Here is a 24,906-nt window from a genome sequence, read left to right as displayed (position 1 = left end):
GGCCCCCTTCCCTCGGCTGAGCCGAGGGAAGGGGGCCTTCACGCGCTTGTCGTGGTCCCGCGTCAGCCGCGCAGCATCTCCGCGACCAGGAAGGCCAGTTCCAGCGACTGCTGCGTGTTCAGGCGCGGGTCGCAAGCGGTCTCGTACCGGCCCGAAAGATCCAGATCCGAGATCTCCTGCGCGCCACCGAGGCATTCGGTGACGTCCTCGCCGGTGAGCTCGACGTGGATGCCGCCCGGGTAGGTGCCGAGTTTGCGGTGCACCTCGAAGAAGCCCTGGACCTCGTCCACGATCCGGTCGAAGTGCCGGGTCTTGTACCCGGTCGACGCCTCGTGGGTATTGCCGTGCATCGGGTCGCACTGCCAGATGACCTTGTGCCCGGACGCCTCGACCTTCTCGACGATCGCGGGCAGCACCTCGCGGACCTTGCCGTTGCCCATCCGGGCGATCAGCGTCAGGCGGCCGGGCTCGTTGCGCGGGTCGAGCCGCCGGACGTACTCGACGGCCTGCTCGGGCGTGGTCGTCGGGCCGATCTTGAGGCCGATCGGGTTGGCCAGCAGTTCGGCGAAGGCGATGTGCGCGCCGTCGAGCTGCCTGGTCCGCTCGCCCACCCACAGGAAGTGCGAGGACAGGTTGTACAGCTTGGGGTTCGCCGCGTCCGCGCGGTCCATCCGCAGCATGGAGCGCTCGTAGTCCAGCAGCAGCGCCTCGTGGCTGGCGAAGATCTCGGTGGACTGGAGCGAGGTGTCGGTGACGCCACAGGCCGACATGAACCGCAGGCCGCGGTCGATCTCCGACGCCAGCGCCTCGTAGCGTTCGCTGGCGGGCGAGGACTTCACGAAGTCCTTGTTCCAGTCGTGCACCTGGTGCAGATCCGCCATGCCGGCGCCGGTGAGCGCGCGGACGAGGTTCATCGCGGCGCCCGCGTTGGCGTAGGCGCGGATCATCCGGCCGGGGTCGGGGACGCGGAGTTCGGGCTTGGCGACGAGCGAGTTGATGATGTCGCCGCGGTACACCGGCAGGCCGAGCGCGTCGGTGGACGCCGAACGCGGCTTCGCGTACTGGCCCGCGATGCGGCCGACCTTCACCACCGGCAGGCTCGCGCCGTAGGTGAGGACGACGGCCATCTGCAGCAGGGTGCGCAGGTTCGCGCGGATGTGCGGTTCGGTGTTCGACTCGAACGTCTCCGCGCAGTCGCCGCCCTGCAGCAGGAACGCCTCGCCGCGGGCGACCATGGCGAGCCTGTCGGAGAGGCGGTCGATCTCGGCGGGGACGGTGATCGGCGGCACGCTTTCCAGCACACCGCGGACGCGTTTCGTCAGCTCCGCGTCCGGCCACTCGGGCTGCTGCGCGGCCGGCCGGGAAAGCGCGTCGTCGAGCCTCTCGCGCAGCCCGGGGGGTAGAGGGGGCAGTTCGGGGAGCGTGTCGACGGGAACGTCCACTGTCCAGTTCACGGGCACCAGGATATGCCCGGCCGAAAGCCGCCCGCCCACCGGGACGAAAGTCCCAAAAGGTGGACGGGCGGCGGACTGATCAGGCGGCCTGAGCCTTGTTGTAGAGGTTCTGCGCGTCCGCGCCGAAGTACGGTCCGAACATGTAACCCGGCAGGAAGTTGTAGCCGAAGCTGTTCACCGAGGCCTGGACGCCGGCACCGGTCGCCTCGCTGAAGTCGAGGAACCACGGGCCGCCGCTCGAACCACCGGTCATATCGCACTTCATCCCGTGGTCCTTGGTGAGCAGGAAGTCGGTGAACGTGGTGCCGCTGCAGTAGATCAGCTTCGTGCCGTCGTACGGCGCCGCCGCCGGGTACCCGAACGTGTACATCGACGCGTTTCGAGCCTGGTTGAACGCGATCCCCTGCGCGCCGACGACGTCGGTCAGCTTCTGCCCGTTGAGCGGGTTGACCACGGCCGCGCCGACGTCGTAGTTCATGTCTTCGCTCGCTTCCCACTGCGGAGTGGTCAGCGTGCTCTTCGCAGCCCAGGTGCCGTAGGGGGTGTTTCCATTGTTGTAGCCGGGCGCGAAGGTCCAGTTCGTGTGCCACGCGCCTTGGTACTTCACGCAGTGCCCGGCCGTGATCACGACGCTGCCGTTGGTACTGGTGACCGCGTCACCCGAGCACGACGCGTTCCGCCCGCCCATGGTGAAGAACACCCGGCCCGCGGTCTGCACGACCTTGCCCGCGCCCGTCCACGCGCCACCGCCGTTGGGGATGCTCTTGATGATCGCGCTCTCGCCCTTCGCGACGTCCTTCGGCGTGAAGGCGGGCGCGGAGACCAGTTGTTCGATCGGCACCGCCGAACGCATCCGCTCCGGTGTCCAGTAGGCGGCGACGGCCCGCGCGTCGACCGCGGCCTGATGGTGGGCGGGCGCGGCCTGCGCTGGACTCGCGACCGCTGTCAGCGCCGTCACCGCCAGCCCCGTGAGCGCCGCCAGGATCCCCGTCCGGAAAGCCGTCCTCTTCATGGCGTACCACCTTTCGCCACCGGTGAATTGCCGTATGACTTGCACGACATTTCGAAAGTATTTGTCCGACTACCGGACGTACAAGGGACCGTTCGGCCGCATCCGTTCTCCTCTATGGGCCGTTCGGCCCAGTGCGATGACCTGACCTTCGCGGTGTGGTCGCTGTTCAAGGTCTTCGGAGTCGGGATCGCGCCGCACACCACGACGGTGTCCGGCGCGATCGTCGTGCTGACGTTCACCTTCGGACCGTTGATGCACCTCGGCTGGCTCCTCGTCGCCGGAGTGTGCTGGTCGCTCGTCGCGCGGGGCGAACGCACCTATCCCGAAGCCGCCGCCGGGGTCCTGCTGGGGATCCTGGTCGGCGGCCTCGGCTACTGGCTGACGATCATCGTCATCTACTTCGGCAGATGAGCCGGGCAGTGGGAATCGGCGACCGGGAGGACGCCGTCCCGCAGGTAGCGCACGACGAAATCGTTGCCGCAGGCGTTCTCCTTGGTGAAGACGCCGTGCCCGCCGGCGTCGACCGTGACGAACCTCGCCCGCCCGCCCAGCGCCGAACGCAGTTCCCGGGCACCGGACAGCGGTGTCGCCGGATCGCGGAGGTTCTGCACCAGCAGGATGTTCGACGGGCCGCGGTCGTGGATCCGCACCGGGCGTTCGCGGGGCTCGGCAGGCCAGAACGCGCAGGGAGTGATGTTGGCGGCGGCGGGACCGAACATCGGATGCGTGACGCGGGCGCGTTCGACCGCCTTTTGGTAGTAGCGAACGCTTTCCGGCCAGTCGGAGTCGTTGCACAGGACCTGGAGCTGGAGCGCGGCGTGGTTGTCGCCGTCGAGCGGCCCGGCTTGTGCCTTCGCCGACGGAGCGGCCCATTGCGCGGCGAGACCGGGGAAGTTCGCGTCGTCGTACAGCGCTCCCCAGGTGTCGGCCCGGATTCCCTGGCCACGTTCTTCGGCCAGTTCGAAGAACTTCGCCGTCACCTCGGCGGGTGTCCGCCCGAGGTGGTAGACGTCGTCGCGCGCCGCCGCCCAAGCCGCGAAATCGCCGAAGCGGTCGTCGAAACCGTCCGCGAAACGCTGGTGTGCCCGGACGTCCAGCCCGTCGGGGCCGAGGAGGCTGTCCAGCACGATCCGGTCCGTTCTCGCCGGGAACAGCGACGAGTACGCCGCTCCCAGGTAGCTCCCGTACGAGACGCCGTAGTACGAGATCTTCCGCTCCCCCAGCGCCTCACGGATCCGGTCCAGGTCGCGCGCGGTGTTCGCGGTGGTCATGTGCGGGAGGAGGGCCGCGGTCTTCGACTCGGCGCACTTCCGGGCCACCACTCGCGATTTCGCCGCCTTCCCGGTGACGTCACGCGGGCCGTCGGCGTACGGGCCGACGAGGATGAACCGTTGTTCCTCGGTCAGGTCGCAGGTCACCGGAGTGCTGTAGGTGGTCCCGCGCGGGTCGAACCCGATGACGTCGTAGCTGTCGAGCAGGCCGCTGTTCCCCTGGCGCTGCGCGAGCTGGGCGGGCATGGCCAGGCCGGGGCTCCCCGGGCCGCCGGGATTCATCAGCAGCACGCCGCGACGCTTCGGTGACGTGCTCGCCTTGCGGGAAACGGTGAGTTCGATGGTCCGCCCGCCGGGGTCGGCGTAGTCCAGCGGCACCTTGAGCTTCGCGCATTCGAGGCCCTCGGTCGGCGAGGGTGTCACGCCGTAGTCCGGACAGGGGGACGTCCACTTCAGCGCCGGAGCCGCTTCGGCTGTCGCCGGGACGGCCAGGGCCAGAGGCAGGAAAGCCAGTATCGCCAACGTTTTTCTCATGCGGGAAGCCTGGCGCGACGGGCGGCCCTACCGCGTCGGACCTGAGCCTGATCCGGGACCTCAACCTTCGGCAGGAGAAGGGGCTTCCTTCAGTACACCCTCGGTCAGACGCGTCTCGACGACGCGCGCGAAGCTGGGGCACGTCCGGATGTCCTCGTGCGGACAGGCCAGGACGTGCGCGATCGCGGTCCTCGCCGCCTCGATCCGGGCGAGCCGCTGGTCGAGTTCGGTCAGCTTCCGCCGATGCAGTTCGCGCCAGCCCTCCGCGGCCCGCTCACGGGCGGCGATCAGGTCCTTGAGTTCGCGCAAGGTGAAGCCCACGTCCTGCAGCAGCAGGATCTCCCCGACCCGCCCGACCGCCGACGGTGGATACCGCCGCTGTCCGGAGACCCTGGCGGGAGGCGGCAGGAGGCCGATTTCCTCCCAGTAGCGCAGGCCGGAGGTGGCGACCCCGGTACGGCCCGCCAATTCGCCGATCGTCAGCTCGCCTTCGCCCATCTTGACTTCAAGCGTACTTGAAGCCGTTGACTCGGCTCATGACGAAAACAGGCGGATTCTTCACCGGATACGTATTCCCCAAGCTCTTCCGGCAGTTCGGCCATCCTCGCGGACCGGTGGGGCAGCTGGTCGGCTGGATCATGGCGAACAGTGCGGCCAACCGGCGGCGCAACGGCTGGGTGGTTTCCCTGCTGGAAATCCAGCCGACGGACCGGGTTCTCGAAATCGGCTTCGGTCCCGGTCTCGCCATCGCCGATCTGGCGGGCCTGGCGAGCCAGGTCCACGGCATCGATCATTCCGCGGCGATGGTGCGGAAGGCCACCCGGCGCAACTCCCGCGCGGTCCGCGACGGCCGGGTCCGGCTCGTGCACGCTTCCGTGGACCGGTTGCCGGAATTCGGCGGACCTCTCGACGTGATCCTGGCGGTCAATTCCGCGAAGTTCTGGGAGGAGCCCGCCGCACGGTTACGCGAGCTGCGCCGCCTGCTCCGGCCTTCGGGGCGCATCGCGCTGGCCATCCAGCCGCGGTGTCCCGGCGCCGACGGCGCCACCACCGCGAGGGCGGCCCAGGAACATCACGATCTGCTCGTCGAGGCCGGATTCACCACGATCCGCGTCGAGACCCTCGACCTCGATCCGCCCGTCGCGTGCCTGCTGGCGATCAATCCGGGGTGAGGGAACGCGCCGACCACGCTGTCGGCGCGCCCCGGGATCAGATGACCGCCAGCGGAAGCGCGGTCGGGTGCACGGGAGCGGGCAGGTCCGAAGCACCGGTGAGGTAGGCGTCCACCGCGCTCGCCACCGAACGTCCCTCCGCGATCGCCCACACCACCAGCGAAGCGCCGCGGTGCGCGTCGCCGCAGACGAACACGCCGGGCGAGGAGGTCTGCCAGTCCGGGCCGCACGAAAGCGTGCCGCGCCGGGTCAGCGACAGCCCGAGCTCGTCCAGCAGCGGCATGTGCTCGACACCCTCGAACCCGATCGCGAGCAGCACGAGGTCGGCGGGCAGCTCCTCGACCTCGTCGTTGACCGGGGTCACCATGCGCTTGCCGGTCTCCGGGTCCTTGACCACGCGGACCTGCCGGAGCTCGACGGCGCGCACGTTGCCCTCGTCGTCGCCGACGAACCGGGTGACCGCGACGGCGAACTTGCGCTCGCCCGCCTCCTCGTGCGCCGGGTAGGTGCGCAGGATGTACGGCCAGGTCGGCCACGGCGACCGCTCGTCGTCCCTTGTGGACGGTGGGGTCGGGTACTGGTCCAGCTGTGTCACCGAAAGCGCGCCCTGACGGGTCGCGGTGCCGTAGGAGTCGGCCCCGGTGTCACCGCCGCCGATGATGACCACGTGCTTGCCCGCCGCGTCGATCGGCGACGGCCCGTCGCCCTCGACGTACTTGTTGGCCGGGACCAGATGTTCCATCGCCAGGTGGATCCCGGACAGCTCACGCCCGGGCGTGGTCTTGTCGTCGCGGCCGCGCAGCGCGCCCACGGCCAGCACCACCGCGTCGTAGCCGGACCGCAGTTCCTCGACGGTCAGGTCGACGCCGACCTCGCAGCCGGTGACGAACTTCGTGCCCTCCTTGCGGAGCTGCGCGAGCCGCCGGTCGAGGACCTTCTTCTCCATCTTGAACTCGGGGATGCCGTACCGCAGCAGGCCGCCGAGCCGGTCGTCCCGTTCGTAGACGGTCACCTCGTGACCGGCGCGGGTCAGCTGCTGCGCGGCGGCGAGCCCGGCCGGGCCGGAGCCGACCACCGCGACCCGCTGGCCCGACGACACCGCCGAGATCTGCGGCTGCACGTAGCCCGCTTCCCAGGACTGGTCGGCGATCGTCTGCTCGACCCGCTTGATCGACACCGGACCGCCGGACAGCGGCGAGATCGACAGGACGCAGCCCGCCTCGCACGGCGCGGGGCACAGCTTCCCGGTGAATTCGGGGAAGTTGTTCGTCGCGTGGAGCCGGTCGCTCGCCGCGGCCCAGTCGCCGCGGCGCACCAGGTCGTTCCACTCCGGGATCAGGTTGCCCAGCGGGCAGCCCGAACCACCGGAATGACAGAACGGGATACCGCAGTCCATGCACCGCGAAGCCTGCTTGCGCACCTGTTCGTTGCGCTCACCGGGTTCGACGTCGGCGTACACCTCGCCCCAGGTGGCGAGACGGTCCTCTTTGGACTTCTTCTTCGGCTCTTCGCGTTCGTACTTGAGGAAACCCGTCGGATCAGCCACGAGCGGCCTCCATGATCGCTTCGTCGACGTCGCGGCCCGCGGCGCGCGCCGCCTTCGCCGCGTCAAGGACACGCTGGTAGTCGCGGGGCATCACCTTGGTGAACGCCGCCGAGCGACGCGGCCAGTCGCCGAGCAGCGACGCGGCCACGGCCGAACGTGTGAGGTCGTAATGCTTCTGCACGGTCTTCTTGAGCCAGGCGAGGTCTTCGGAGGACGGTGCCTGAAGGTTCACCATCTCTTCGTTGACCTTGCCGCGGTCGAGGTCGAGCACGTAGGCCTCGCCGCCGGACATGCCCGCCGCGAGGTTGCGCCCGGTCGGGCCGAGCACCACGGCCTGGCCGCCGGTCATGTACTCGAAGGCGTGGTCGCCGACGCCTTCGGCGACGACCACCGCACCGGAGTTGCGCACGCAGAAACGTTCGCCGACCTGGCCGCGCAGGAACATCTCGCCGCCGGTGGCCCCGTAGGCGAGGGTGTTCCCGGCGATGGTCTGGCCTTCCGCCGCGAACTTCGCGTCCGGATGCGGGCGCACGACGATCCGCCCGCCCGAGAGGCCCTTGCCGACGTAGTCGTTCGCGTCGCCGACCATGTCGAGCGTGATGCCGCGCGGCAGGAACGCGCCGAGCGACTGGCCGGCGGAACCGGTCAGCAGCACGTGGATCGTGTCCTCGGGCAGTCCCTCGCCGCCGTAGCGGCGGGTGATCTCGGAACCGAGCAGTGTGCCGACGGTCCGGTTCACGTTCCGCACCGGCAGCTCCAGCCGGACCGGATGCGCGTCCTCCAGCGCAGCCTCGGCGAGCTGGATCAGCGTCCGGTCGAGCGCGTGCTCCAGACCGTGGTCCTGAGTGCGCGTGCGCCGCTTCGCCCCGCCATAAGGGGTTTCCGCGGGCATCTCGAAGATCGGCGCGAGGTCGAGCCCGGAGGCCTTCCAGTGCTCGATCGCGTCGTCGGTGTTCAGCATCTCGGCGTGCCCGATGGCCTCGTCGAGAGTGCGGAAACCGAGCGCCGCCAACGTTTCCCGGACCTCTTCGGCGACGAACCGGAAGTAGTTGACGACGTGGTCGGCCTGGCCGGTGTACCGCTTGCGCAGATCCGGGCTCTGGGTCGCGACGCCGACCGGGCAGGTGTCGAGATGGCAGACGCGCATCATGACGCAGCCCTCGACGATCAGCGGCGCCGTCGCGAAACCGTACTCCTCCGCGCCGAGCAGCGCGGCGATGACGACGTCCTTGCCGGTCTTCATCGCGCCGTCGACCTGCACGGTGATCCGGTCGCGCAAACCGTTGAGCAGCAACGTCTGCTGGGTCTCGGCGAGACCGATCTCCCACGGCGTCCCCGCGTGCTTGAGCGAGTTCATCGGGGAGGCGCCGGTACCGCCGTCGTGGCCGGAGATCAGCACGACGTCGGCGTGCGCCTTGGACACGCCCGCGGCGACCGTGCCGACGCCCAGCGAGGACACCAGCTTCACGTGGATGCGGGCGTTCTCGTTGGCGTTCTTGAGGTCGTGGATCAGCTGGGCGAGATCCTCGATCGAGTAGATGTCGTGGTGCGGCGGCGGGGAGATGAGCCCGACACCCGGCGTGGAGTGCCGGGTGCGCGCGATCCACGGGTACACCTTGTTCGGCGGCAGCTGACCGCCTTCGCCCGGCTTCGCGCCCTGCGCCATCTTGATCTGGATGTCGTCGGCGTTGACCAGGTACTCGCTCGTGACACCGAAGCGGCCGCTCGCGACCTGCTTGATCGCGCTGCGCCGCGTCGGGTCGTAGAGCCGCTCGGGGTCTTCCCCGCCCTCACCGGTGTTGGACCGGCCGCCGATGCGGTTCATCGCGATGGCGAGCGTTTCGTGCGCCTCGGCCGAAATCGAGCCGTAGGACATCGCGCCGGTGTTGAAGCGCTTGAAGATCGCCTCGACCGGCTCGACCTCGTCCAGCGGGACGGGCTCACGCGTGCCCTCGCGGAAGGAGAACAGCCCGCGCAGCGCGCCGCCCTGGCGGTACAGGCGGTGCACCTCGTCGGAGTACTCCCGGTACACCTCTTCCCGGCCGGTCTTCGTCGCGTGCTGCAACAGGAAGACGGTCTCCGGGGTGAACAGGTGCAGTTCGCCCTCGCGGCGGTACGCGTACTCGCCGCCGGTCTCGAGTCCGCGGTGGACCCGGTCGGTCGGGTTGTCCGGGTACGCGCGGCGGTGACGCGTGGCGACCTCTTCGGCGAGCACGGTCAGGCCGACGCCGCCGAGCTTCGACGACGTCCCGGTGAAGTACTCGTCGAGCAGGTCCTGGGCCAGGCCGAAGGATTCGAAGACCTGCGCCGCGGTGTACGCGCCGACGGTCGAGATGCCCATCTTCGACATGATCTTCAGGACGCCCTTCACGAGCGCCTTGACGTAGCTGCGGACCGCCTTGGCGGGCTCGATACCGGTGACCGCACCGGTCGAGATCATGTCCTCGATGGTCTCGAAGGCCAGGTACGGGTTCACCGCCGCGGCGCCGTAGCCGAGCAACAGCGCGACGTGGTGGACCTCGCGGGCGTCACCGGTCTCGACGACCAGCGCGACGCGGAGCCTTTCCTTGGTGCGCACCAGATGGTGGTGCACCGAGGACACCAGCAGCAGCGACGGGATCGGCGCCATGCGGTGGTCGGAGTCGCGGTCGGACAGCACGAGCGTGCGCGCGCCCGCCGCGATCGCCTCGGAGGCCTCGCGCCGGACCCGCTCGATCGCGGACGCCAGCGCTTCGGCCCCGCCGTCCACTTCGTACAGTCCGGAAAGGACACTGCACGCGAAGCCGGGGAGGTCGCCGTCGTCGTTGATGTGGATCAGCTTGGCGAGTTCGTCGTTGTCGATCACCGGATACGGCAGCTGCACGTGACGGCAGGAGGCCGGGCCGGGGGCGAGCAGGTTCCGCTCGGGACCCATGATCCGGCTCATCGAGGTGACGAGTTCTTCGCGGATCGCGTCCAGCGGCGGGTTGGTGACCTGCGCGAAGTTCTGCTTGAAATAGTCGTAAAGCAGCCGCGAACGCTGCGACAGCACCGCGGGCGGGGTGTCCGAGCCCATCGAGCCGATCGGCTCCATGCCCTTGACCACCATCGGCGCGAGGAGGATCTTCAGCTCTTCTTCGGTGTAGCCGAAGGAAAGCTGGCGCCGCAGCACGGAATCGTGGCTCTGCACGATGTGGTCGCGGTCGGGGAGGTCGGCGATCTGGAGGAGACCGGCGTGCAGCCAGCCCTCGTACGGGAGTTCCTTGGCCAGCGCCGATTTGACCTCTTCGTCGTCGACGATCCGGCCGGCTTCGGTGTCCACCAGGAACATGCGGCCGGGCTTGAGGCGGCCCTTGGCCACGACGTCCGAGGGGGCGACGTCGAGGACACCGGCCTCACTGGCCAGCACGACACGGTCGTCGGCGGTGCGCCACCAGCGGGCGGGGCGCAGGCCGTTGCGGTCCAGCACCGCGCCGACGAGCGTGCCGTCGGTGAAGGTGACACAGGCCGGGCCGTCCCACGGCTCCATGAGGCTCGCGTGGAACTGGTAGAACGCACGACGCTGTGCGTCCATCCCGGCGTGGTTCTCCCACGCTTCGGGAATCATCATCAGCACCGCGTGCGGCAGCGACCGCCCGCCGAGGTGCAGCAGCTCCAGTACCTCGTCGAAGGAGGCGGAGTCCGAGGCGTCGGCCGAGCAGATCGGGTACAGCCGGGTGAGGTCGCCGGGGATGAGGTCCGATTCGAGCAGCGCCTCACGGGCGCGCATGCGGTTGCGGTTGCCCCGGATGGTGTTGATCTCGCCGTTGTGCGCGACGAACCGGAACGGATGCGCCAGCGGCCACGACGGGAAGGTGTTGGTGGAGAACCGGGAGTGCACGAGCGCGATGGCGCTGGCGAGCCGGGTGTCGGTCAGGTCCGTGAAGAAGAGCGGGAGCTGCTCGGGGGTCAGCATTCCCTTGTAGACGATGGTCCGCGAGGACAGCGACGGGAAGTAGGTGCCGCAGCCCGCGGTCACGCTCTCGTTCTCGACACGCTTGCGGAGACAGAAGGCCAGACGGTCCAGTTCGAGCCCGCTGGGACATCGCCCGCCGGTCTCCGCGCCCGCGAGGAACACCATCGCGAAATGCGGCATGACCGAACGCGCCGTCGGGCCGATGTCGGCGCGATCGGCGTCGACCGGGACCTCACGCCAGCCGAGGACGTCGAGGCCCTCTTCACCGGCGATCCGCTCGATCAGGGCGATGGCCTTGTCCCGCTCTTCGAGGTCCGAGGGCAGGAAACCGATCCCGGTCGCGTAGGTCTGGTGACCGTCGGCGTCCGCCTCGGGCAGCGTGAAGTCCACTTCCGCCCGGAGCAGCTCGTCGGGCAGCTGCACCAGGATGCCCGCGCCGTCACCGCTGGTCGGCTCCGCGCCGGCGGCACCGCGGTGGTCGAGGTTGGTCAGCGCGGACAGACCGTCGGTGACGATGCCGTGCGAGCGCCGCCCGCGGACGTCGGCCACCATGGCCACACCGCAGGAGTCCTGTTCGGATTCGGGATCGTAAAGCCCCTGTTTGCCTGGAATGGCGGAGAAGATCATGAAGGGACCTCCTTCGTCGTCGTGCTCAGCGGCCGGACGGGCCGGCCGGGGGAATGCGCACGGGACGACGATGGCCCGTTCGTTAGCGCGACTTTAACACCTGTGAAACACGTCGGCATCAGTTCGGAGGGCGGGAAAGCCCGCCGATGGGTAACGATCTGGATGCCCGGAACGACTGAGTTCCTGATGGGGTCGCGGTAGTTCGTTCCGCTAAGTATATGCCCTGTTCCGGGATGTCAAGAGACGCGGTGAGGCGACTCTAGTCACTCCGGACACTCTTCGCGCACTGGGCCGCACAACTAGAACGTGTTACCGTTCCGCGCATGATCCTGGACCGTTTCCGGCTCACCGACCAGGTCGCCGCGGTCACCGGCGCCGGACGCGGGATCGGCGCGGCGACGGCCGTGGCGCTCGCCGAGGCGGGCGCCGACGTGGTGATCTCGTCCCGCACCGAAAGCCAGCTCACCGAGGTGGCGGCCTTGATCGCCGCCACCGGCAGGCGCGCTCATGTGGTGCCCGCCGATCTGAGCGACCCGGCCGCCGCCGGAGAGCTGGCGCGGATCGCGGCGACGGAGTTCGGCCGGCTGGACCTGGTGGTCAACAACGTCGGCGGCACCTATCCCCGGCCGTTGCTGGAAACCGGCAGTGACTTCCTCGAAGAAGCCTTTCGTTTCAACGTCTCCACCGCGCACGCGCTGACCGTCGCGGCCGCACCGTCCTTACTGGAGACGGGCGGGTCGGTCGTCAACATCTCGTCGGTCATGGGCCGGGTGGCGGGCCGGGGTTTCGCAGCGTACGGAACGGCGAAGGCCGCCCTGGCGCACTACACCCGGCTCGCGGCGGCCGATCTCGCGCCGAAGGTGCGGGTGAACGCGATCTCGGTCGGTTCGGTGGCGACGTCCGCGCTCGAAGTGGTGGTGGGCAACGACGAGCTGCGCGGCCGCATGGAGGCCGCCACTCCCCTTGGCCGGATCGGCGAGGCCGAGGACATCGCGGCGACCGTCGTGTTCCTGGCGTCCGGCGCGGGCCGGTACGTCACCGGCAAGATCATCGAAGTCGATGGTGGATTGCAGGCCCCGAACCTCGAACTGGGCCTGCCCGATCTGTAGGAGGCGAACGCCGTGCGCGTGGTCCAGTGGAGTACCGGGAACGTCGGACGGCACGCGCTGGCCGGGATGGCCGCGCGACCCGATCTCGAACTCGCCGGGGTCTGGGTTTCGAGTGAGGCCAAGGCGGGGAAGGACGCCGGGGAGCTGGCGGGGCTGGGACGTTCGCTCGGCGTCTCCGCGACGACCGACGCGGACGCGCTCATCGCGCTGAAGCCGGATTGCGTGCTCTACACCGCGATGGCCGACGACCGGCTCGTCGAAGCCGTCGAGGACCTGAAACGGTTCCTGCGCGCCGGGATCAACGTGGTGTCCAGCAGCCCGGTGTTCCTCCAGTACCCCGAAGGCGTCGTCCCACCGGAGATGATCGAGCCGATCCGCGAGGCCGCACGCGAAGGCGGCGCTTCACTGTGGGTCAACGGCATCGACCCCGGCTTCGCCAACGACTGGCTGCCGCTGGTGCTCACCGGTGTGTGCGAACGGATCGACGAGGTTCGCTGTATGGAGATCCTCGATTACTCAACGTACGACCAGGGCAAGGTGCTGTTCGACATCATGGGCTTCGGCCGGGAGATGGACGACCTGCCCCTGCTGTTGCAGCCCGGTGTCCTCTCGCTGGCCTGGGGCAGCGTCGTGCGCCAGCTCGCGGCCGGGCTGGACGTCGAACTCGACGCCGTCGAGGAGGTCTACGAACGGCTTCCGGCGCCCGAGACGTTCGAGATCGCCTCCGGGACGATCAAGGAGGGCACGGCGGCGGCGCTGCGGTTCGAGGTGCGTGGGATGCGCGGCGGGCGGGCGGTGTGCGTGCTGGAGCACATCACGCGCCTGCGGGGCGACCTCGGCCCGGACTGGCCGCAGCCGAGCGGGCAGGGCTGCTACCGCGTCAAGGTGACCGGGGAGCCCAACTACGAGCTGGACCTGCGCCTCGTCGGGGAGGACGGCGACCACAACACGGCCGGGCTGAAGGCGACCGCGATGCGGCTGGTGAACGCGATCCCGGCGGTGGTGGCGGCTCCGCCCGGGCTGCTGACGGCGCTGGACCTGCCTTTGGTGACGGGGCGGGGCCTGGTCTCCCCCTGAAGTACATGAGCGCCGGGGGCGAGTCGAGCGTGCTTCAACGGCGAACACGCGTGGCTGAGGACCGAACACGCGTGATTGAAGCCGGAACTCACGTGACTGGAGCCCGCACTTGGTGTTCCGTTCCTGATCACGCGAGTTCCGTCTCTGATCACGCGAGTCTCGGTCGGACACACGCGTGATCCGTGTTCAAGCACACCACGGCGGGTGGGAAGTACGTGAAGGCCCCCTTCCTTGCGCTAGGCGCAAGGAAGGGGGCCTTCATGTACTTGGAGCTTACTTTTCGGCGTCGGGCTTTGGGTCCTCGGTCGCCTTGTCGGCGGCGGAGTCCCGGACGGTGTCCGGAGCCGCAGCGACTTCCGCGTGTGCCTCGTCCTTCGACGAGTCCTCCCCGTCCTTCTCCGCACCGTCGGCGGACTCGCCTTCCCGCGGAACGTCCTTGCTCCACAGCGTTTCCGGGGCTTCCCGCGGCCCCCGCTTCGCGGCGAGGACGAAGTACACGATCGCCGCGGCGAACAGCAGGATCGAGGTCCATACGTTGACCCGCAGGCCCAGGATGTGGTTCGCGGAGTCGGTCCGCATCATCTCGATCCAGAACCGGCCCGCGGTGTACCCGGCGACGTAGAGGGCGAACACGCGGCCGTGGCCGAGGCGGAACTTCTTGTCCGCCCAGATGACCACCAGCGCGACACCGAGGTTCCAGATCAGTTCGTAAAGGAACGTCGGGTGCACCGGGCTGTCCGGCAGCGGGACGTGCCCGATCGCGATGCCGTTCAGGAAGTCGTCCGGGTTGGTCGGGTTGTAGCGCTGGTAGATCTCCAGGCCCCACGGCAGGTCGGTGTGCGCGCCGTAGAGCTCCTGGTTGAAGTAGTTGCCGAGCCGCCCGATCGCCTGCGCGATCACGATCCCGGGCGCGAGCGCGTCCGCCATCGCGGGCAGCGGGATCCCCCGGCGGCGGCAGGCGATCAGCGCGCCGACCGCGCCGAGCGCGATCGCGCCCCAGATGCCGAGGCCGCCGTCCCAGATCTTCAGCGCGTTCAGCGGGTTCTTACCCTCGCCGAAGTACAGCTGGTTGTCGGTGATGACGTGGTACAACCGCCCGCCGACCAGGCCGAACGGCACCGCGAAGACGGCGACGTCGATGACGGTGCCCTTCGTGCCGCCGCGGTTCACCCAGCGCCGCTCACCCAGCCAGATCGCCACGATGATGCCGGCGATGATGCACAGGGCGTACGCCCGGATCGGGACCGGCCCGATATGCCAGACGCCCTGGTCGGGGCTGGGGATGGTCGCGAGGAACGCTGCCGAGGCGGTATTCACGGAGGCCACCGTAGCGCTTCATCCACTTCTTGGGGCCGTCAGCCCTCGACGGCGGCCAAATAGCCTGCGATCAGCGCCGACGCGACCTGCCGGATGGCGGAGTCCGGCGGCAGGAACACCTCGTCGTGCAGACTCGGCGCGCCCGCGGTGTCGCCGAGGCCGACGAACATCATCAGCCCGCGTGTCGTCCCGCAGTAGTGCGCGAAATCGTCGGCGCCGAACGAGCGGAAATCGGTGTCCACGCCCGCCCCGGCCCGGACGAGCCGCCGGTGCGCGCGCCGGGTCAGTCCGGCGTCGTTGTGCAGCACCGGTTCGCAGGGGCTGATCTCCAGTTCCGCGCGGCAGCCGTGCGCCTTCGCGGTACCGTGGACGATCTCGGCGAGCCCTTCCAGCGCGAGGTCGCGGTCCTCGGCGCGCATCAGCCGCAGCGAGCCCGACAGGCGGGCCTCGTTCGGCACGACGTTCGCCGTCCTCCCCGCCTCGATCCGGCCGACCGAGCAGACCGCGCCGAACACCGGGTCGACCCGGCGGCTCGCGAGCTGCTGCAGGCTCACCACGATCTGGCTGAGCGCGAGGATCGGGTCACGCAGCAGATGCGGGTACCCGGCGTGCCCGCCCTGGCCGCGGACGACGACGTCGAACTCGTCGGTGGAGGCGTTGACCGGTCCCGGCACCGCCGACACCACGCCCGCGGCGAGCCGTGGCTGGACGTGCGCGCCGATGACCGCCTCGACGCCGTACTCGGTGAGCACGCCGGAGTCGACGATGTCCAGGGCGCCGGACGGCGACGTCTCCTCTCGCGGCTGCAGGAGCGCGACGAGCGGCCGCGGCACCCCGACGGCGGCCGCCGCGCGGCAGGTGGCGACGAGCGCGGCCATGTGCACGTCGTGCCCGCACGCGTGCATCAGCGGCGTCTCCGAGGCCCACGGGACCCCGGTGCGCTCGGTGACCGGCAGCGCGTCCAGTTCGGTGCGCAGCGCCACGGCCGGTCCCGGCCCGGTGCCGGGGAACAGCACGGCACGCCCGGTCTTGGCGACCAGGACCCCTTCCCCGGCTCCCAGCGCCTCGACGAGCACGCGCGCGGTGTCCTCTTCGTCCCCCGAAGCGCGCGGATCGGCGTGCACGCGGTGCCGCAGCGCGATCGCGGACGGCAGTTCCGCCTCGACGGCGGCCTCCCACCGGTCCTGCAGTTCGTCCAGTTCCGTCATGTCCCCTCCAGCCCGTACACCCGTTCGGCGTTGCGGCGGCCCACGAGCGCCGCTATCCGATGCGCGTCCACTTCGGACAGTACGTTCGCGGTGAGCCCCGCGTACAGGAAGTCCGACAGTCCTTGCCGGAACAGCGCGGTGCCGAGGTGGTACAGCTCGGCCAGCCCGAACGCGTCCGTGGAGAACAGCAGCTTCCCGAACGGCACTATCTCCATTGTCTCCGCGATGATCGCGGGCGCACGGTGACCGACGTTGTGCGTCGCGAGGCCCACGTCGATGAATACGTGCTCGAAGACCTGCGCCAGATACGCGGCGTTCCGGTGGAAGGGATAGTTGTGCAGCAACAGGATCGGTACTCCGTGTGACCGGGTCGCCCGCAACAGGCCGGTGAGCAGCAGCGGATCGCAGCGGTGCAGGTCCACGTCGGAATCGCCGAAGCCGACGTGGAACTGGATCGGGAGGGCCAGGTCGATCCCGGTCCAGACGAGGAACCGGTGCAGCACCTCGTCCGCGAGCCGGACCGGTTCGCCGTCCTCGATCCGGGCGAGCCAGCGTCCCGCCGCGTCGGTGACTTCGGCGTCCGTGGGCCGCTCCCCCGAAAGTTCGAGACCGACCCGGTAGGCGGCGATGGACTTGAAGCCCACCGCCGTCGTGGCACGTTTCGCCAGCTCCCCGGCGAAGGCCGAGGCGAATCCGGCCGCGGTGGCGGACACGATCACCGCTTCGGCGACCTGTTCGAGCCGGACGACGTCCCGCGCCCGGGCCCCGGACAGCTGTGCGAACTGTTCGGTCGTGGTCAGCGTGTCCGGCAGGAAACCGCCGTCGAGCAGGAACTCCGTCGTGCCGGTGGAACGCAGGAAGCGCGCGTTGACCTCGGTGGCGCCCAGTTCGGCGCGGCGGGCCAGGTAGACCTCCGCCGGGACGTGCGGCGGCAGGTCCAGCAGCGGGGCGCAGCGGGCCCGGACCGCGAGGCCGATCAGCGAGTCGAACAGGGTCGTGCCCAGTGACGAGACGGTGTCGGCCTCGGTGAGCAGCTGCTCGAACTCGATCCGGCCGAGGTCACCGGTGACGACGCCGTGGCAGTGGTGGTCCACCAGCCGCGTCTCGGCCACGAACGGCAGGATCCCGGGTCCCGGCATGAGCGCGTCCCTTCTCGTGATCGACGAATGCGGCCTCACCCTATGGCCGGATCCGGGCATGGCAAGGGGCCCGCGATGAGGCCAGGATGGGGAACCATGGTGAACCGGGATGCACTGACCGCCCGCGCGACCGCCCTCACCGGGGATCTCCGGGCCCGGGGTGTCGAACTCGTGGCGCTGACCTTCGTGGACAACGCCGGGATCGCGCGGGTCAAGGCCGTGCCACTGCGGAAGCTGCCGTCCGCCGCCGCCTGGGGTGTCGGTGCTTCGAATTGCTTCGATTTCTTCGGCTTCGACGACGTCATCACCGGGGGCGAGCACTCCCTCGGTCCGGTCGGCGATCTGCGGCTGCATCCGGACCTCGACGCGCTGACCGTGCTCGCCGGGCAGCCCGGCTGGGCCTGGGCACCGGTGACGAAACTCGACCAGGACGGCGAGCCGCATCCGCAGGACCCGCGCGCGCTGCTGGCGACGGCGGTGGACCGGCTCGCCGCGCGCGGTCACCGGGCGCTGATGAGTTTCGAACTCGAATGGGTGGTCACCAGCGCCGACAACCCGGACGATCCGACGTCGGCCACCGCGGGCCCGGCCTACGGCTACGCGCGGCTTTCCGAGCACGCGGACTATCTCCGCGCCCTGGTGTCCACTTTGGACCAGCAGGGCGTCGGGGTGGAACAGATCCACCCGGAGTACGCCGACGGCCAGTTCGAACTGTCCGTCGCGGCCGCCGATCCGGTGCGGGCGGCCGACGTCGCCGTCCTCACGAAGGAGACGATCCGCGCGCTCAGCCACCGGCACGGGCTGAAGGCGTCCTTCACCCCGAAGTTCGCGCCCGCCGGCGTCGGCAACGGCGGACACGTGCATCTGAGCGTCTGGGACGGCCCTCGAAATCTTTTCTCCGGCGGGGAAAGGGTTTTCGGGCTGACCGCGGTCGCCGAGGCGTTCAGCGCGGGCATCCTGCGGCGGCTGCCCGCGCTGCTCGCGGTCGGGGCGCCGTCGGTCGTCAGTTATCTGAGGCTGGAGCCGCATCACTGGGCAGGGGTGTACGCCGCGTGGGGGCTGGAGAACCGCGAGACGCCGTTGCGGCTGGTGCAAGGGGTCGCCGGGAACCGTGACTCGGCGGCGAACCTCGAGGTCAAATGCTTCGATCTGACCGCGAATCCGTATCTGCTGGCCGCCGCCCTGCTGTTCGCCGGGATGGCCGGCGCCGACGAGGAGGCGTCGCTGCCGGAGCCGGTGGACGTAGATCCGGGGACGCTGTCCGACGCGGAACGTGCCGCGCGCGGGATCGAACGGCTGCCGACGAGCCTCGCGGAGGCCGTCTCGGCGTTCGAAGCGGATAAGGAGCTGGCGACCGCGTTCGGCGCTCCGCTGGCGACGACGATCGTGGACGTGCGGCGGGCGGAGATCGAGCGGTTAGCGGGCGCGAGCGCGAAGGAGATCACCGAGGCTCAGCGGTGGCGGCATTGAGCCCTTTAGCGCGTGAAGGCCCCCTTCCCTCGGCTGAGCCGAGGGAAGGGGGCCTTCACGCGCTGAAACTCAGGCGGGGGCGACGGTCTTCCGCACCCCCGCGGCCAGTTCGGCCGACAGCTCACGCACCGCGTCGACGCCGCTCGCGGCGGCCGTCACCAGAGCCGAGCCGACGATGACGCCGTCCGCGAACCCGGCGACCTGCGCCGCCTGCTCGCCGGAACGGACGCCGATCCCGACGCCGATCGGCAGCTCCGTGTGCGCGCGGGTCCGCTCGACCAGGTCCTCGGCGTGCACGCCGACCTGGTCACGAGCGCCGGTCACGCCCATCACGGCGGTGGCGTAGACGAAGCCGGAAGCGGCCGCGACGGTCTTCGCGATCCGCTCCTCCGAGGAGGACGGCGCGACCAGGAAGATCCGGTCCAGACCATGCTGTTCGGAGGCGGCCATCCACTCGTCGGCCTCGTCCGGGATCAGGTCCGGGGTGATCATCCCGAGCCCGCCCGCGGCGGCGAGGTCCCGCGCGAAGCGGTCCACGCCGTAACGGTGCACCGGGTTCCAGTACGTCATCACGACGGCCTTGCCGCCCCGCTCGGACACCGACTCGACGACCTCGAACAGGTGCTTGAGCTTGAAACCACCCGACAGCGCGCTCACCGAAGCGGCCTGGATCGTGGGACCGTCCATGACCGGGTCCGAGTAGGGCACGCCCACCTCGACCAGGTCGGCGCCGCCGTCGACCACCGCGGCCAGCAGGTCCTTCGACCCGTCGACCGTCGGGAAGCCCGCCGGGAGGTAGCCGATCAGCGCTCCGCGGCCCTCCGCCCGGGTCTTCGCGAAGATCTCGTCCAGCGCGCTCATGCGTTCTCCACCAGGCCGAAGTACTTCGCGGCCGTGTCCATGTCCTTGTCGCCGCGACCGGACAGGTTCACGATGATCAGGCCGTCGGGGCCCAGCTCACGGCCGAGCACCAGCGCGCCCGCCAGCGCGTGCGCCGACTCGATCGCCGGGATGATGCCCTCGGTGCGCGAAAGCAGCTTGAACGCGTCCATCGCCTCGGCGTCGGTCACCGGCCGGTACTCGGCGCGGCCGCTGTCCTTGAGCCACGAGTGCTCGGGGCCGACGCCCGGGTAGTCCAGGCCCGCCGAGATCGAGTGCGACTCGACGGTCTGGCCGTCCTCGTCCTGCAGCAGGTACGTCATCGCGCCGTGCAGGTTGCCCGGAGTGCCCTTGGTGAGCGTGGCGCCGTGACGGTTGCCCTCGATGCCCTCGCCACCCGGTTCGAGACCGACCAGGCGCACGGACGGGTCGTCGATGAAGCCGTGGAAGATGCCGATCGCGTTCGACCCGCCGCCGACGCAGGCGGCGACGGCGTCCGGCAGGCGTCCGGCCTGCTCCAGGATCTGGGCGCGGGCCTCCTCGCCGATGATCTTGTGGAAGTTCCGCACCATCATCGGGAACGGGTACGGGCCCGCCGCCGTGCCGAACAGGTAGTGCGTGGTGTCGGCGTTGGTGACCCAGTCGCGCAGTGCCTCGTTGATCGCGTCCTTGAGCGTGCGCGAACCGGTCTTCACCGGGATGACCTCGGCGCCGAGCAGCTTCATGCGGGCGACGTTCAGCGCCTGCCGCTCGGTGTCGACCTCGCCCATGTAGACGACGCATTCGAGGTCGAGCAGCGCGCAGGCGGTGGCCGTGGCCACGCCGTGCTGCCCGGCCCCGGTCTCGGCGATGACCCGCTTCTTGCCCATCCGCTTGGTGAGCAACGCCTGGCCCAGCACGTTGTTGATCTTGTGCGAACCGGTGTGGTTCAGGTCCTCGCGCTTGAGGAAGACCCGGGCGCCGCCGGCGTGCTCACCGAAGCGCTTGGCCTCGGTGAGCAGCGACGGACGGCCGGCGTAGTCACGCAGCAGGCGACGGAACTCGTTGACGAAGTCCGGGTCGGTCCGCGCCTTGTCGTACTCGGCCGCGACCTCGTCGACGACGCCGATCAGGGCCTCGGGCATGAACCGGCCGCCGTAGGGGCCGTAGTAGCCCCGGCCATCCGGGTCGTGCTCGCCGTGCGGTGTTTCGGTGTACTCCACGCTCATCGAGAAGGCCTCGGGCAAGCGGGGTGCGAACCGGCGGTGACCAGCTTGACCAGCGCGCCCTTCGGGTCACCCGAAGCGACGAGCCCTTCGCCCACGAGGACCGCGTCGGCGCCGTGGCCCGCGTACGACATCAGGTCGCCGGGACCCCGGACACCGGACTCGGCGATCTTGAAGACGTCCATCGGCAGACCGGGGGCCAGCCGCGAAAAGACGTCCCGGTCGACCTCGAGGGTGTGCAGGTTGCGGGCGTTGACGCCGATCACCTTCGCGCCGGCTTCGAGGGCCTTGTCGGCCTCTTCGGCGTTGTGGATCTCGACCAGCGCTGTCATCCCGAGGGATTCGACCCGGTCCAGCAACGCGATCAGGGCGTTCTGCTCCAGCGCCGCCACGATCAGCAGGACCATGTCCGCGCCGTGCAGCCGCGCCTCGTGCACCTGGTACGGGCTGACGATGAAGTCCTTGCGCAGCACCGGGATGTCGACCGCCGCGCGGACCGCGTCGAGGTCGGCGAGCGAACCGCCGAACCGCCGCTGCTCGGTCAGCACGCTGATCACCCGGGCGCCGCCGTCGGCGTAGTCCTTCGCCAGCGCGGCCGGATCCGGGATCTCGGCCAGCTCGCCCTTGGACGGGCTGCGCCGCTTCACCTCGGCGATGACGCCGATGCCGGACTCGCGCAGGGCCGCGAGCACGTCACGGGGAGGTGCGACCTGGGTCGCACGCTTCTTCAATTCGTCGAACGGCAGAGCCGCCTCGCGCTCGGCGAGATCGGCACGGACGCCGGCGACGATGTCTTCGAGCACGCTCACCGGAGTCCCTCACCGGCTGTCGTACTCACGGATTCCTTCGCAAGGTCGCTCACAAAAACCTTCCCCTTCCCGCCGAAACGATGCTAACCCCCGCACGGATACGGTCTGGTTCCGGGTATGTCCGTTACTCCGAATGCCAACCGTGTCATCTTTGCCGGGAAAGATCCCCGAAACCCGCGAAATCCGTCGCCGTCACCGGGTCGCGGTGGGATCTTCGCCTTCCGACAGCGCCTCCCACAGCTCGGTCTCCGGATCCTTGGCGGCCCGCTTCTTCGCCCCCGGCGCCGAGTACTTCGCGCCGAGGCGTGGCATCCGGCCCGCGCCCTTGATGGCTGCCAACCCCCCGGCTGCCACGAGAATTCCCCCGAGGATCGCCAGGCCGCGGGCTCCCAGCATCTGGGCCGCTGGCAGCCCGTCGGCGAACCCGGTGAACGGGCCGTCCGCCACGCCGATCCACGCCGCGGCGACGCCGGCCACGGCGAGTACCGCACCGAGCACCCGGCGTGGCCAGCCGCCGGTGGCGATCAGCCCCGCCGTGCCGGCGAGCGCCAGCAACGCGAGCGGAATCAGCGCGATCGCCCGTGTTGAACCGATTTCCGTGTACACCACGGTGCCGCGGACCCCACCGTCGCGGAATTCCGCGAACCACACGAGCTGCGAGGAACCCCACAGCGCGACCGCGCCCAGCAGCAGGCCCACCACGGCGATCCACAGTGGACGCTTGGCCTTCTTCGCCGCCGGGGCGGCGTTTTCCGGGGCTTCGCTTTCGGCGGTTTCGCTTTTCGGGGCCTCAGACACGGGTGCTGTCACCCGCCGGGTCGAGTTCGTCCGCCGCGATCATCGTCTGCGCCGCCGCGACGGCGGACAGCACGGTGCGGGCCTTGTTGAGCGACTCGTTGTCCTCGTAGTCGGCCACCGAATCGGCGACGACTCCCCCGCCCGCCTGGACGTACGCGACGCCGTCCTTCATCAGCGCGGTGCGGATCGCGATCGCGGTGTCGGCGTCACCGGCGAAGTCGAGGTAGCCGACGACGCCGCCGTAGAGCGCCCTGCGGGTCGGCTCCAGCTCCTCGATCAGCTGCATCGCGCGGACCTTCGGCGCGCCCGAGAGCGTCCCGGCCGGGAAACAGGCGGTGACGGCGTCGAAGGCCGTCTTGTCGTCGAGGAGTTCGCCGGTGACCGTGGACACGATGTGCATGACGTGGCTGTAGCGCTCGACGTCGAAGAAGTCGACGACGCGCACGGTGCCCGGCTTGCAGACCTTGCCGAGGTCGTTGCGGCCGAGGTCGACGAGCATGAGGTGCTCGGCGCGCTCCTTCTCGTCCGCGAGCAGGTCCTTGGCCAGCTGCGCGTCCTCCTCCGGATCGGCGCCGCGCCAGCGGGTGCCCGCGATCGGATGCGTGGTGGCGCGGCCGTCCCGCACGGTGACCAGCGACTCCGGGCTGGAGCCGACGATGTCGAAGCCGTCCAGGCGCAGCAGGTACATGTACGGGCTCGGGTTGGACGTGCGCAGCACGCGGTAGACGTCCAGCGCGTCGGCCCGCGTCGCGATCTCGAAGCGTTGCGACGGAACGATCTGGAACGCTTCGCCCGCCTTGATCGCCTCGACGGCCTTCTCCACGGCCGCGTGGAAGTCCGGCTTGGAGCGGCGGCGCGTGAACTCGGGCGCGGGACGGTCGAAGACGGCGGCCGTGGCCGGGGCCGCGACGTGCAGCTGCTTGGTCATCGCGTTGAGGCGCGCGACGGCGTCGTCGTACGCGGCGTCGACACGCTCGGGCGAGTCGTCCCAGTTGACCGCGTTGGCGATCAGCGTGACCGTGCCCTCGTGGTGGTCGAAGGCGGCCAGGTCGGTCGCCAGGAGCATGGTGAGCTCGGGGATGTCGAGATCGCGCTCGGCGAGTTCGGGGAGCCGTTCGAGCCAGCGGACGGCGTCGTAGCCGATGTAGCCGACCATCCCGCCGGTGAGCGGCGGCATCCCGGGCAGCTGCTCGGTGTGGAGCGCGGCGACGGTCTCGCGCAGCACGGTGAGCGGGTCGCCCTCCGTCGGCAGGCCGACGGGCGGGGTGCCGGTCCAGACGGCCCGGCCGTCACGCACGGTCAACGCGGCGGGGCTGTCGACGCCGATGAACGACCATCGGCTCCAGGAGGCGCCGTTCTCCGCCGATTCGAACAGGAACGTTCCCGGCCGGTCGGCGGCGAGCTTGCGGTAGACCCCGATGGGGGTCTCACCGTCGGCGAGCACGCGACGGACAACGGGGATGACGCGACGGCCCTCGGCGAGCGCGCGGAACTCGTCGCGCGAAGGGCTGACCGAGCCGAGCCCCGACGGGCTGGCGTTTGCGGCGCTGACCATGTCGCTCATTGTGCTGCAACCACCGGACGGGCGGGACCGGGGGGATGAATTCAAGGAATGTTGAATTTCGCGCCCGGCCCGTTCATGATGACGCCATGGCTGGTGAAGACACTACCGTCCGGCGCCGGGGACGGCGTCCCGGCGGGCAGGACACCCGCACCGCGCTGATCGAAGCGGCGCGCGCGGTGTTCGGCGAGAGCGGCTTCGACGGCGCGACGGTACGCGTGATCGCGACCCGCGCCGGGGTCGACGCGGCGATGGTCAACCACTGGTTCGGCAGCAAGGAAGGCCTGTTCGCGCAGGCCGTCCTGAAGCTGCCGTTCGACCCGCACGAACTGCTCGCGGAGCTGACGAACGGCCCCGACGAGGAGTTCGGCCGCCGGATCGTGCGCACCTTCCTCACCCGCTGGGACGGCGCGGGCGGCGAGGTGTTCCAGGCGCTCGTCCGCAGCGTCGCCGGGCACGAACAGGCCGCGCTGGTGCTGCGCAGCTTCTTCCAGAACTTCTTCACGAAGATCATCGCCGGACTGGGCTCGGACCGCGTCGAACTGCGGACGTCGCTCTGCGCTTCGCAGCTGGTCGGGATGGGGCTGGTGCGGTACGTCGCGAAGTTCGAGCCGATGGCTTCGAGCGAGATCGAACCGCTGGTGACCGCGATCGCGCCGACGGTTCAGCGTTACCTGACCGGGGACATCGACTGACTGGGTTCGGCGGACGGTCTGGTCTGGTGGGGCGGCGGCGTTGTGAAAGCCACTTTCGCAACGTTGAAGGTTGCGAAAGTGGCGTTCAC

General features: G+C 69.8%; 20 protein-coding genes. 6 read left to right on the top strand and 14 right to left on the bottom strand.

Annotation, left to right across the window (positions count from 1 at the left end; genetic code table 11):
* Positions 1-62: 62 nt before the first annotated feature.
* Entirely contained in the window at positions 63-1,454 is a 1,392-nt protein-coding gene (locus IE302_RS28650) for a class II 3-deoxy-7-phosphoheptulonate synthase (protein ID WP_191257537.1), read from the bottom strand.
* 79 nt (positions 1,455-1,533) lie between these two features.
* Positions 1,534-2,466 carry a trypsin-like serine peptidase gene (locus IE302_RS28645; protein ID WP_191257536.1) on the bottom strand — a complete coding sequence of 311 codons (933 nt, stop codon included), beginning with the start codon at positions 2,464-2,466 and terminating at the stop codon, positions 1,534-1,536.
* 114 nt (positions 2,467-2,580) lie between these two features.
* Here IE302_RS28645 and IE302_RS28640 point away from each other — a divergent pair, with 114 nt between their 5' ends.
* Positions 2,581-2,877 carry a hypothetical protein gene (locus IE302_RS28640; protein ID WP_229907976.1) on the top strand — a complete coding sequence of 99 codons (297 nt, stop codon included), beginning with the start codon at positions 2,581-2,583 and terminating at the stop codon, positions 2,875-2,877.
* Here the strand turns inward: IE302_RS28640 and IE302_RS28635 are convergent.
* Together IE302_RS28635 and IE302_RS28630 are read right to left on the bottom strand one after the other, a co-directional pair.
* Positions 2,862-4,271 (bottom strand): alpha/beta hydrolase, encoded by a 1,410-nt coding sequence (locus IE302_RS28635; RefSeq protein ID WP_191257535.1) that lies wholly within the window; start codon positions 4,269-4,271, stop codon positions 2,862-2,864. The genes IE302_RS28640 and IE302_RS28635 overlap by 16 nt on opposite strands.
* 60 nt (positions 4,272-4,331) lie before the next feature.
* Entirely contained in the window at positions 4,332-4,769 is a 438-nt protein-coding gene (locus tag IE302_RS28630; protein ID WP_191257534.1) for a MerR family transcriptional regulator, read from the bottom strand.
* 38 nt (positions 4,770-4,807) lie between these two features.
* Here IE302_RS28630 and IE302_RS28625 point away from each other — a divergent pair, with 38 nt between their 5' ends.
* The gene (locus IE302_RS28625; RefSeq protein ID WP_191257533.1) at positions 4,808-5,443 is read left to right on the top strand and encodes a class I SAM-dependent methyltransferase; all 636 of its coding nucleotides are present in this window, start codon (positions 4,808-4,810) and stop codon (positions 5,441-5,443) included.
* Between the two features lie 37 nt (positions 5,444-5,480).
* Here the strand turns inward: IE302_RS28625 and IE302_RS28620 are convergent, their stop codons facing one another.
* Both IE302_RS28620 and gltB read right to left on the bottom strand, forming a co-directional pair.
* Positions 5,481-6,989: a glutamate synthase subunit beta gene (locus IE302_RS28620; protein WP_191257532.1), complete on the bottom strand. Its 1,509-nt coding sequence runs from the start codon at positions 6,987-6,989 to the stop codon at positions 5,481-5,483.
* Positions 6,982-11,550 (bottom strand): glutamate synthase large subunit, encoded by a 4,569-nt coding sequence (gltB, locus tag IE302_RS28615; protein WP_191257531.1) that lies wholly within the window; start codon positions 11,548-11,550, stop codon positions 6,982-6,984. The genes IE302_RS28620 and gltB overlap by 8 nt, the downstream gene beginning before the upstream one ends.
* Positions 11,551-11,873: 323 nt before the next feature.
* Between gltB and IE302_RS28610 the strand changes: the two genes are divergently transcribed.
* Together IE302_RS28610 and IE302_RS28605 are read left to right on the top strand one after the other, a co-directional pair.
* Positions 11,874-12,659, top strand: coding sequence for an SDR family oxidoreductase (locus tag IE302_RS28610; protein WP_191257530.1), 786 nt, complete (start codon positions 11,874-11,876; stop codon positions 12,657-12,659).
* A 12-nt stretch (positions 12,660-12,671) separates the two neighbouring features.
* A complete protein-coding gene (locus IE302_RS28605) occupies positions 12,672-13,736 on the top strand; it encodes an NAD(P)H-dependent amine dehydrogenase family protein (RefSeq protein ID WP_191257529.1) in 1,065 nt (354 codons plus the stop codon).
* Between the two features lie 273 nt (positions 13,737-14,009).
* Here IE302_RS28605 and lgt read toward each other — a convergent pair whose 3' ends face one another.
* The 3 genes from lgt to IE302_RS28590 are packed head-to-tail and all read right to left on the bottom strand — an operon-like array spanning position 14,010 to position 17,400.
* Positions 14,010-15,062 (bottom strand): prolipoprotein diacylglyceryl transferase, encoded by a 1,053-nt coding sequence (gene lgt / locus IE302_RS28600; RefSeq protein WP_191257528.1) that lies wholly within the window; start codon positions 15,060-15,062, stop codon positions 14,010-14,012.
* A 29-nt stretch (positions 15,063-15,091) separates the two neighbouring features.
* Positions 15,092-16,261 carry a M20 metallopeptidase family protein gene (locus IE302_RS28595; RefSeq protein WP_191257527.1) on the bottom strand — a complete coding sequence of 390 codons (1,170 nt, stop codon included), beginning with the start codon at positions 16,259-16,261 and terminating at the stop codon, positions 15,092-15,094.
* On the bottom strand, positions 16,258-17,400 hold the full coding sequence (locus IE302_RS28590; protein ID WP_191257526.1) for an amidohydrolase family protein: 1,143 nt from the start codon (positions 17,398-17,400) through the stop codon (positions 16,258-16,260). The genes IE302_RS28595 and IE302_RS28590 overlap by 4 nt, the downstream gene beginning before the upstream one ends.
* 96 nt (positions 17,401-17,496) lie before the next feature.
* On the opposite strand from IE302_RS28590, the gene IE302_RS28585 reads away from it, so the two are divergent.
* Positions 17,497-18,870: a glutamine synthetase family protein gene (locus IE302_RS28585; RefSeq protein ID WP_191257525.1), complete on the top strand. Its 1,374-nt coding sequence runs from the start codon at positions 17,497-17,499 to the stop codon at positions 18,868-18,870.
* 69 nt (positions 18,871-18,939) lie between these two features.
* Here IE302_RS28585 and trpA read toward each other — a convergent pair whose 3' ends face one another.
* From trpA to IE302_RS28560, 5 genes are all read right to left on the bottom strand, one after another.
* The gene (gene trpA, locus IE302_RS28580; RefSeq protein WP_191257524.1) at positions 18,940-19,731 is read right to left on the bottom strand and encodes a tryptophan synthase subunit alpha; all 792 of its coding nucleotides are present in this window, start codon (positions 19,729-19,731) and stop codon (positions 18,940-18,942) included.
* The gene (gene trpB, locus IE302_RS28575) at positions 19,728-20,957 is read right to left on the bottom strand and encodes a tryptophan synthase subunit beta (protein ID WP_191257523.1); all 1,230 of its coding nucleotides are present in this window, start codon (positions 20,955-20,957) and stop codon (positions 19,728-19,730) included. The genes trpA and trpB overlap by 4 nt, the downstream gene beginning before the upstream one ends.
* The gene (gene trpC / locus IE302_RS28570; RefSeq protein ID WP_191257522.1) at positions 20,954-21,763 is read right to left on the bottom strand and encodes an indole-3-glycerol phosphate synthase TrpC; all 810 of its coding nucleotides are present in this window, start codon (positions 21,761-21,763) and stop codon (positions 20,954-20,956) included. The genes trpB and trpC overlap by 4 nt, the downstream gene beginning before the upstream one ends.
* 192 nt (positions 21,764-21,955) lie before the next feature.
* Positions 21,956-22,561, bottom strand: coding sequence for a Trp biosynthesis-associated membrane protein (locus tag IE302_RS28565; protein WP_191257521.1), 606 nt, complete (start codon positions 22,559-22,561; stop codon positions 21,956-21,958).
* On the bottom strand, positions 22,554-24,116 hold the full coding sequence (locus IE302_RS28560) for an anthranilate synthase component I (protein ID WP_191257520.1): 1,563 nt from the start codon (positions 24,114-24,116) through the stop codon (positions 22,554-22,556). Before IE302_RS28560 ends, IE302_RS28565 begins: the two co-directional genes overlap by 8 nt.
* A 95-nt stretch (positions 24,117-24,211) precedes the next feature.
* On the opposite strand from IE302_RS28560, the gene IE302_RS28555 reads away from it, so the two are divergent.
* Entirely contained in the window at positions 24,212-24,817 is a 606-nt protein-coding gene (locus tag IE302_RS28555) for a TetR/AcrR family transcriptional regulator (protein ID WP_191257519.1), read from the top strand.
* The last annotated feature ends 89 nt before the right edge of the window (positions 24,818-24,906 follow it).

Origin of the sequence: Amycolatopsis oliviviridis (assembly GCF_014654365.1) — a bacterium.
GTDB classification, from domain to species: Bacteria; Actinomycetota; Actinomycetes; order Mycobacteriales; family Pseudonocardiaceae; genus Amycolatopsis; species Amycolatopsis oliviviridis.
Note: the sequence above shows the minus strand (reverse complement) of the source record. Positions and strands in the feature narration are given on the sequence as shown.

Bases quoted from the DNA above. Each gene is read 5' to 3' on its own strand.
- IE302_RS28645 (WP_191257536.1), bottom strand. From the start codon at position 2,466: ATGAAGAGGACGGCTTTCCGGACGGGGATCCTGGCGGCGCTCACGGGG.
- IE302_RS28640 (WP_229907976.1), top strand. From the start codon at position 2,581: ATGGGCCGTTCGGCCCAGTGCGATGACCTGACCTTCGCGGTGTGGTCG.
- IE302_RS28635 (WP_191257535.1), bottom strand. From the start codon at position 4,271: ATGAGAAAAACGTTGGCGATACTGGCTTTCCTGCCTCTGGCCCTGGCC.
- IE302_RS28630 (WP_191257534.1), bottom strand. From the start codon at position 4,769: ATGGGCGAAGGCGAGCTGACGATCGGCGAATTGGCGGGCCGTACCGGG.
- IE302_RS28625 (WP_191257533.1), top strand. From the start codon at position 4,808: ATGACGAAAACAGGCGGATTCTTCACCGGATACGTATTCCCCAAGCTC.
- gltB (WP_191257531.1), bottom strand. From the start codon at position 11,550: ATGATCTTCTCCGCCATTCCAGGCAAACAGGGGCTTTACGATCCCGAA.
- IE302_RS28610 (WP_191257530.1), top strand. From the start codon at position 11,874: ATGATCCTGGACCGTTTCCGGCTCACCGACCAGGTCGCCGCGGTCACC.
- IE302_RS28595 (WP_191257527.1), bottom strand. From the start codon at position 16,261: ATGACGGAACTGGACGAACTGCAGGACCGGTGGGAGGCCGCCGTCGAG.
- IE302_RS28590 (WP_191257526.1), bottom strand. From the start codon at position 17,400: ATGCCGGGACCCGGGATCCTGCCGTTCGTGGCCGAGACGCGGCTGGTG.
- IE302_RS28585 (WP_191257525.1), top strand. From the start codon at position 17,497: ATGGTGAACCGGGATGCACTGACCGCCCGCGCGACCGCCCTCACCGGG.
- trpA (WP_191257524.1), bottom strand. From the start codon at position 19,731: ATGAGCGCGCTGGACGAGATCTTCGCGAAGACCCGGGCGGAGGGCCGC.
- trpB (WP_191257523.1), bottom strand. From the start codon at position 20,957: ATGAGCGTGGAGTACACCGAAACACCGCACGGCGAGCACGACCCGGAT.
- IE302_RS28560 (WP_191257520.1), bottom strand. From the start codon at position 24,116: ATGGTCAGCGCCGCAAACGCCAGCCCGTCGGGGCTCGGCTCGGTCAGC.
- IE302_RS28555 (WP_191257519.1), top strand. From the start codon at position 24,212: ATGGCTGGTGAAGACACTACCGTCCGGCGCCGGGGACGGCGTCCCGGC.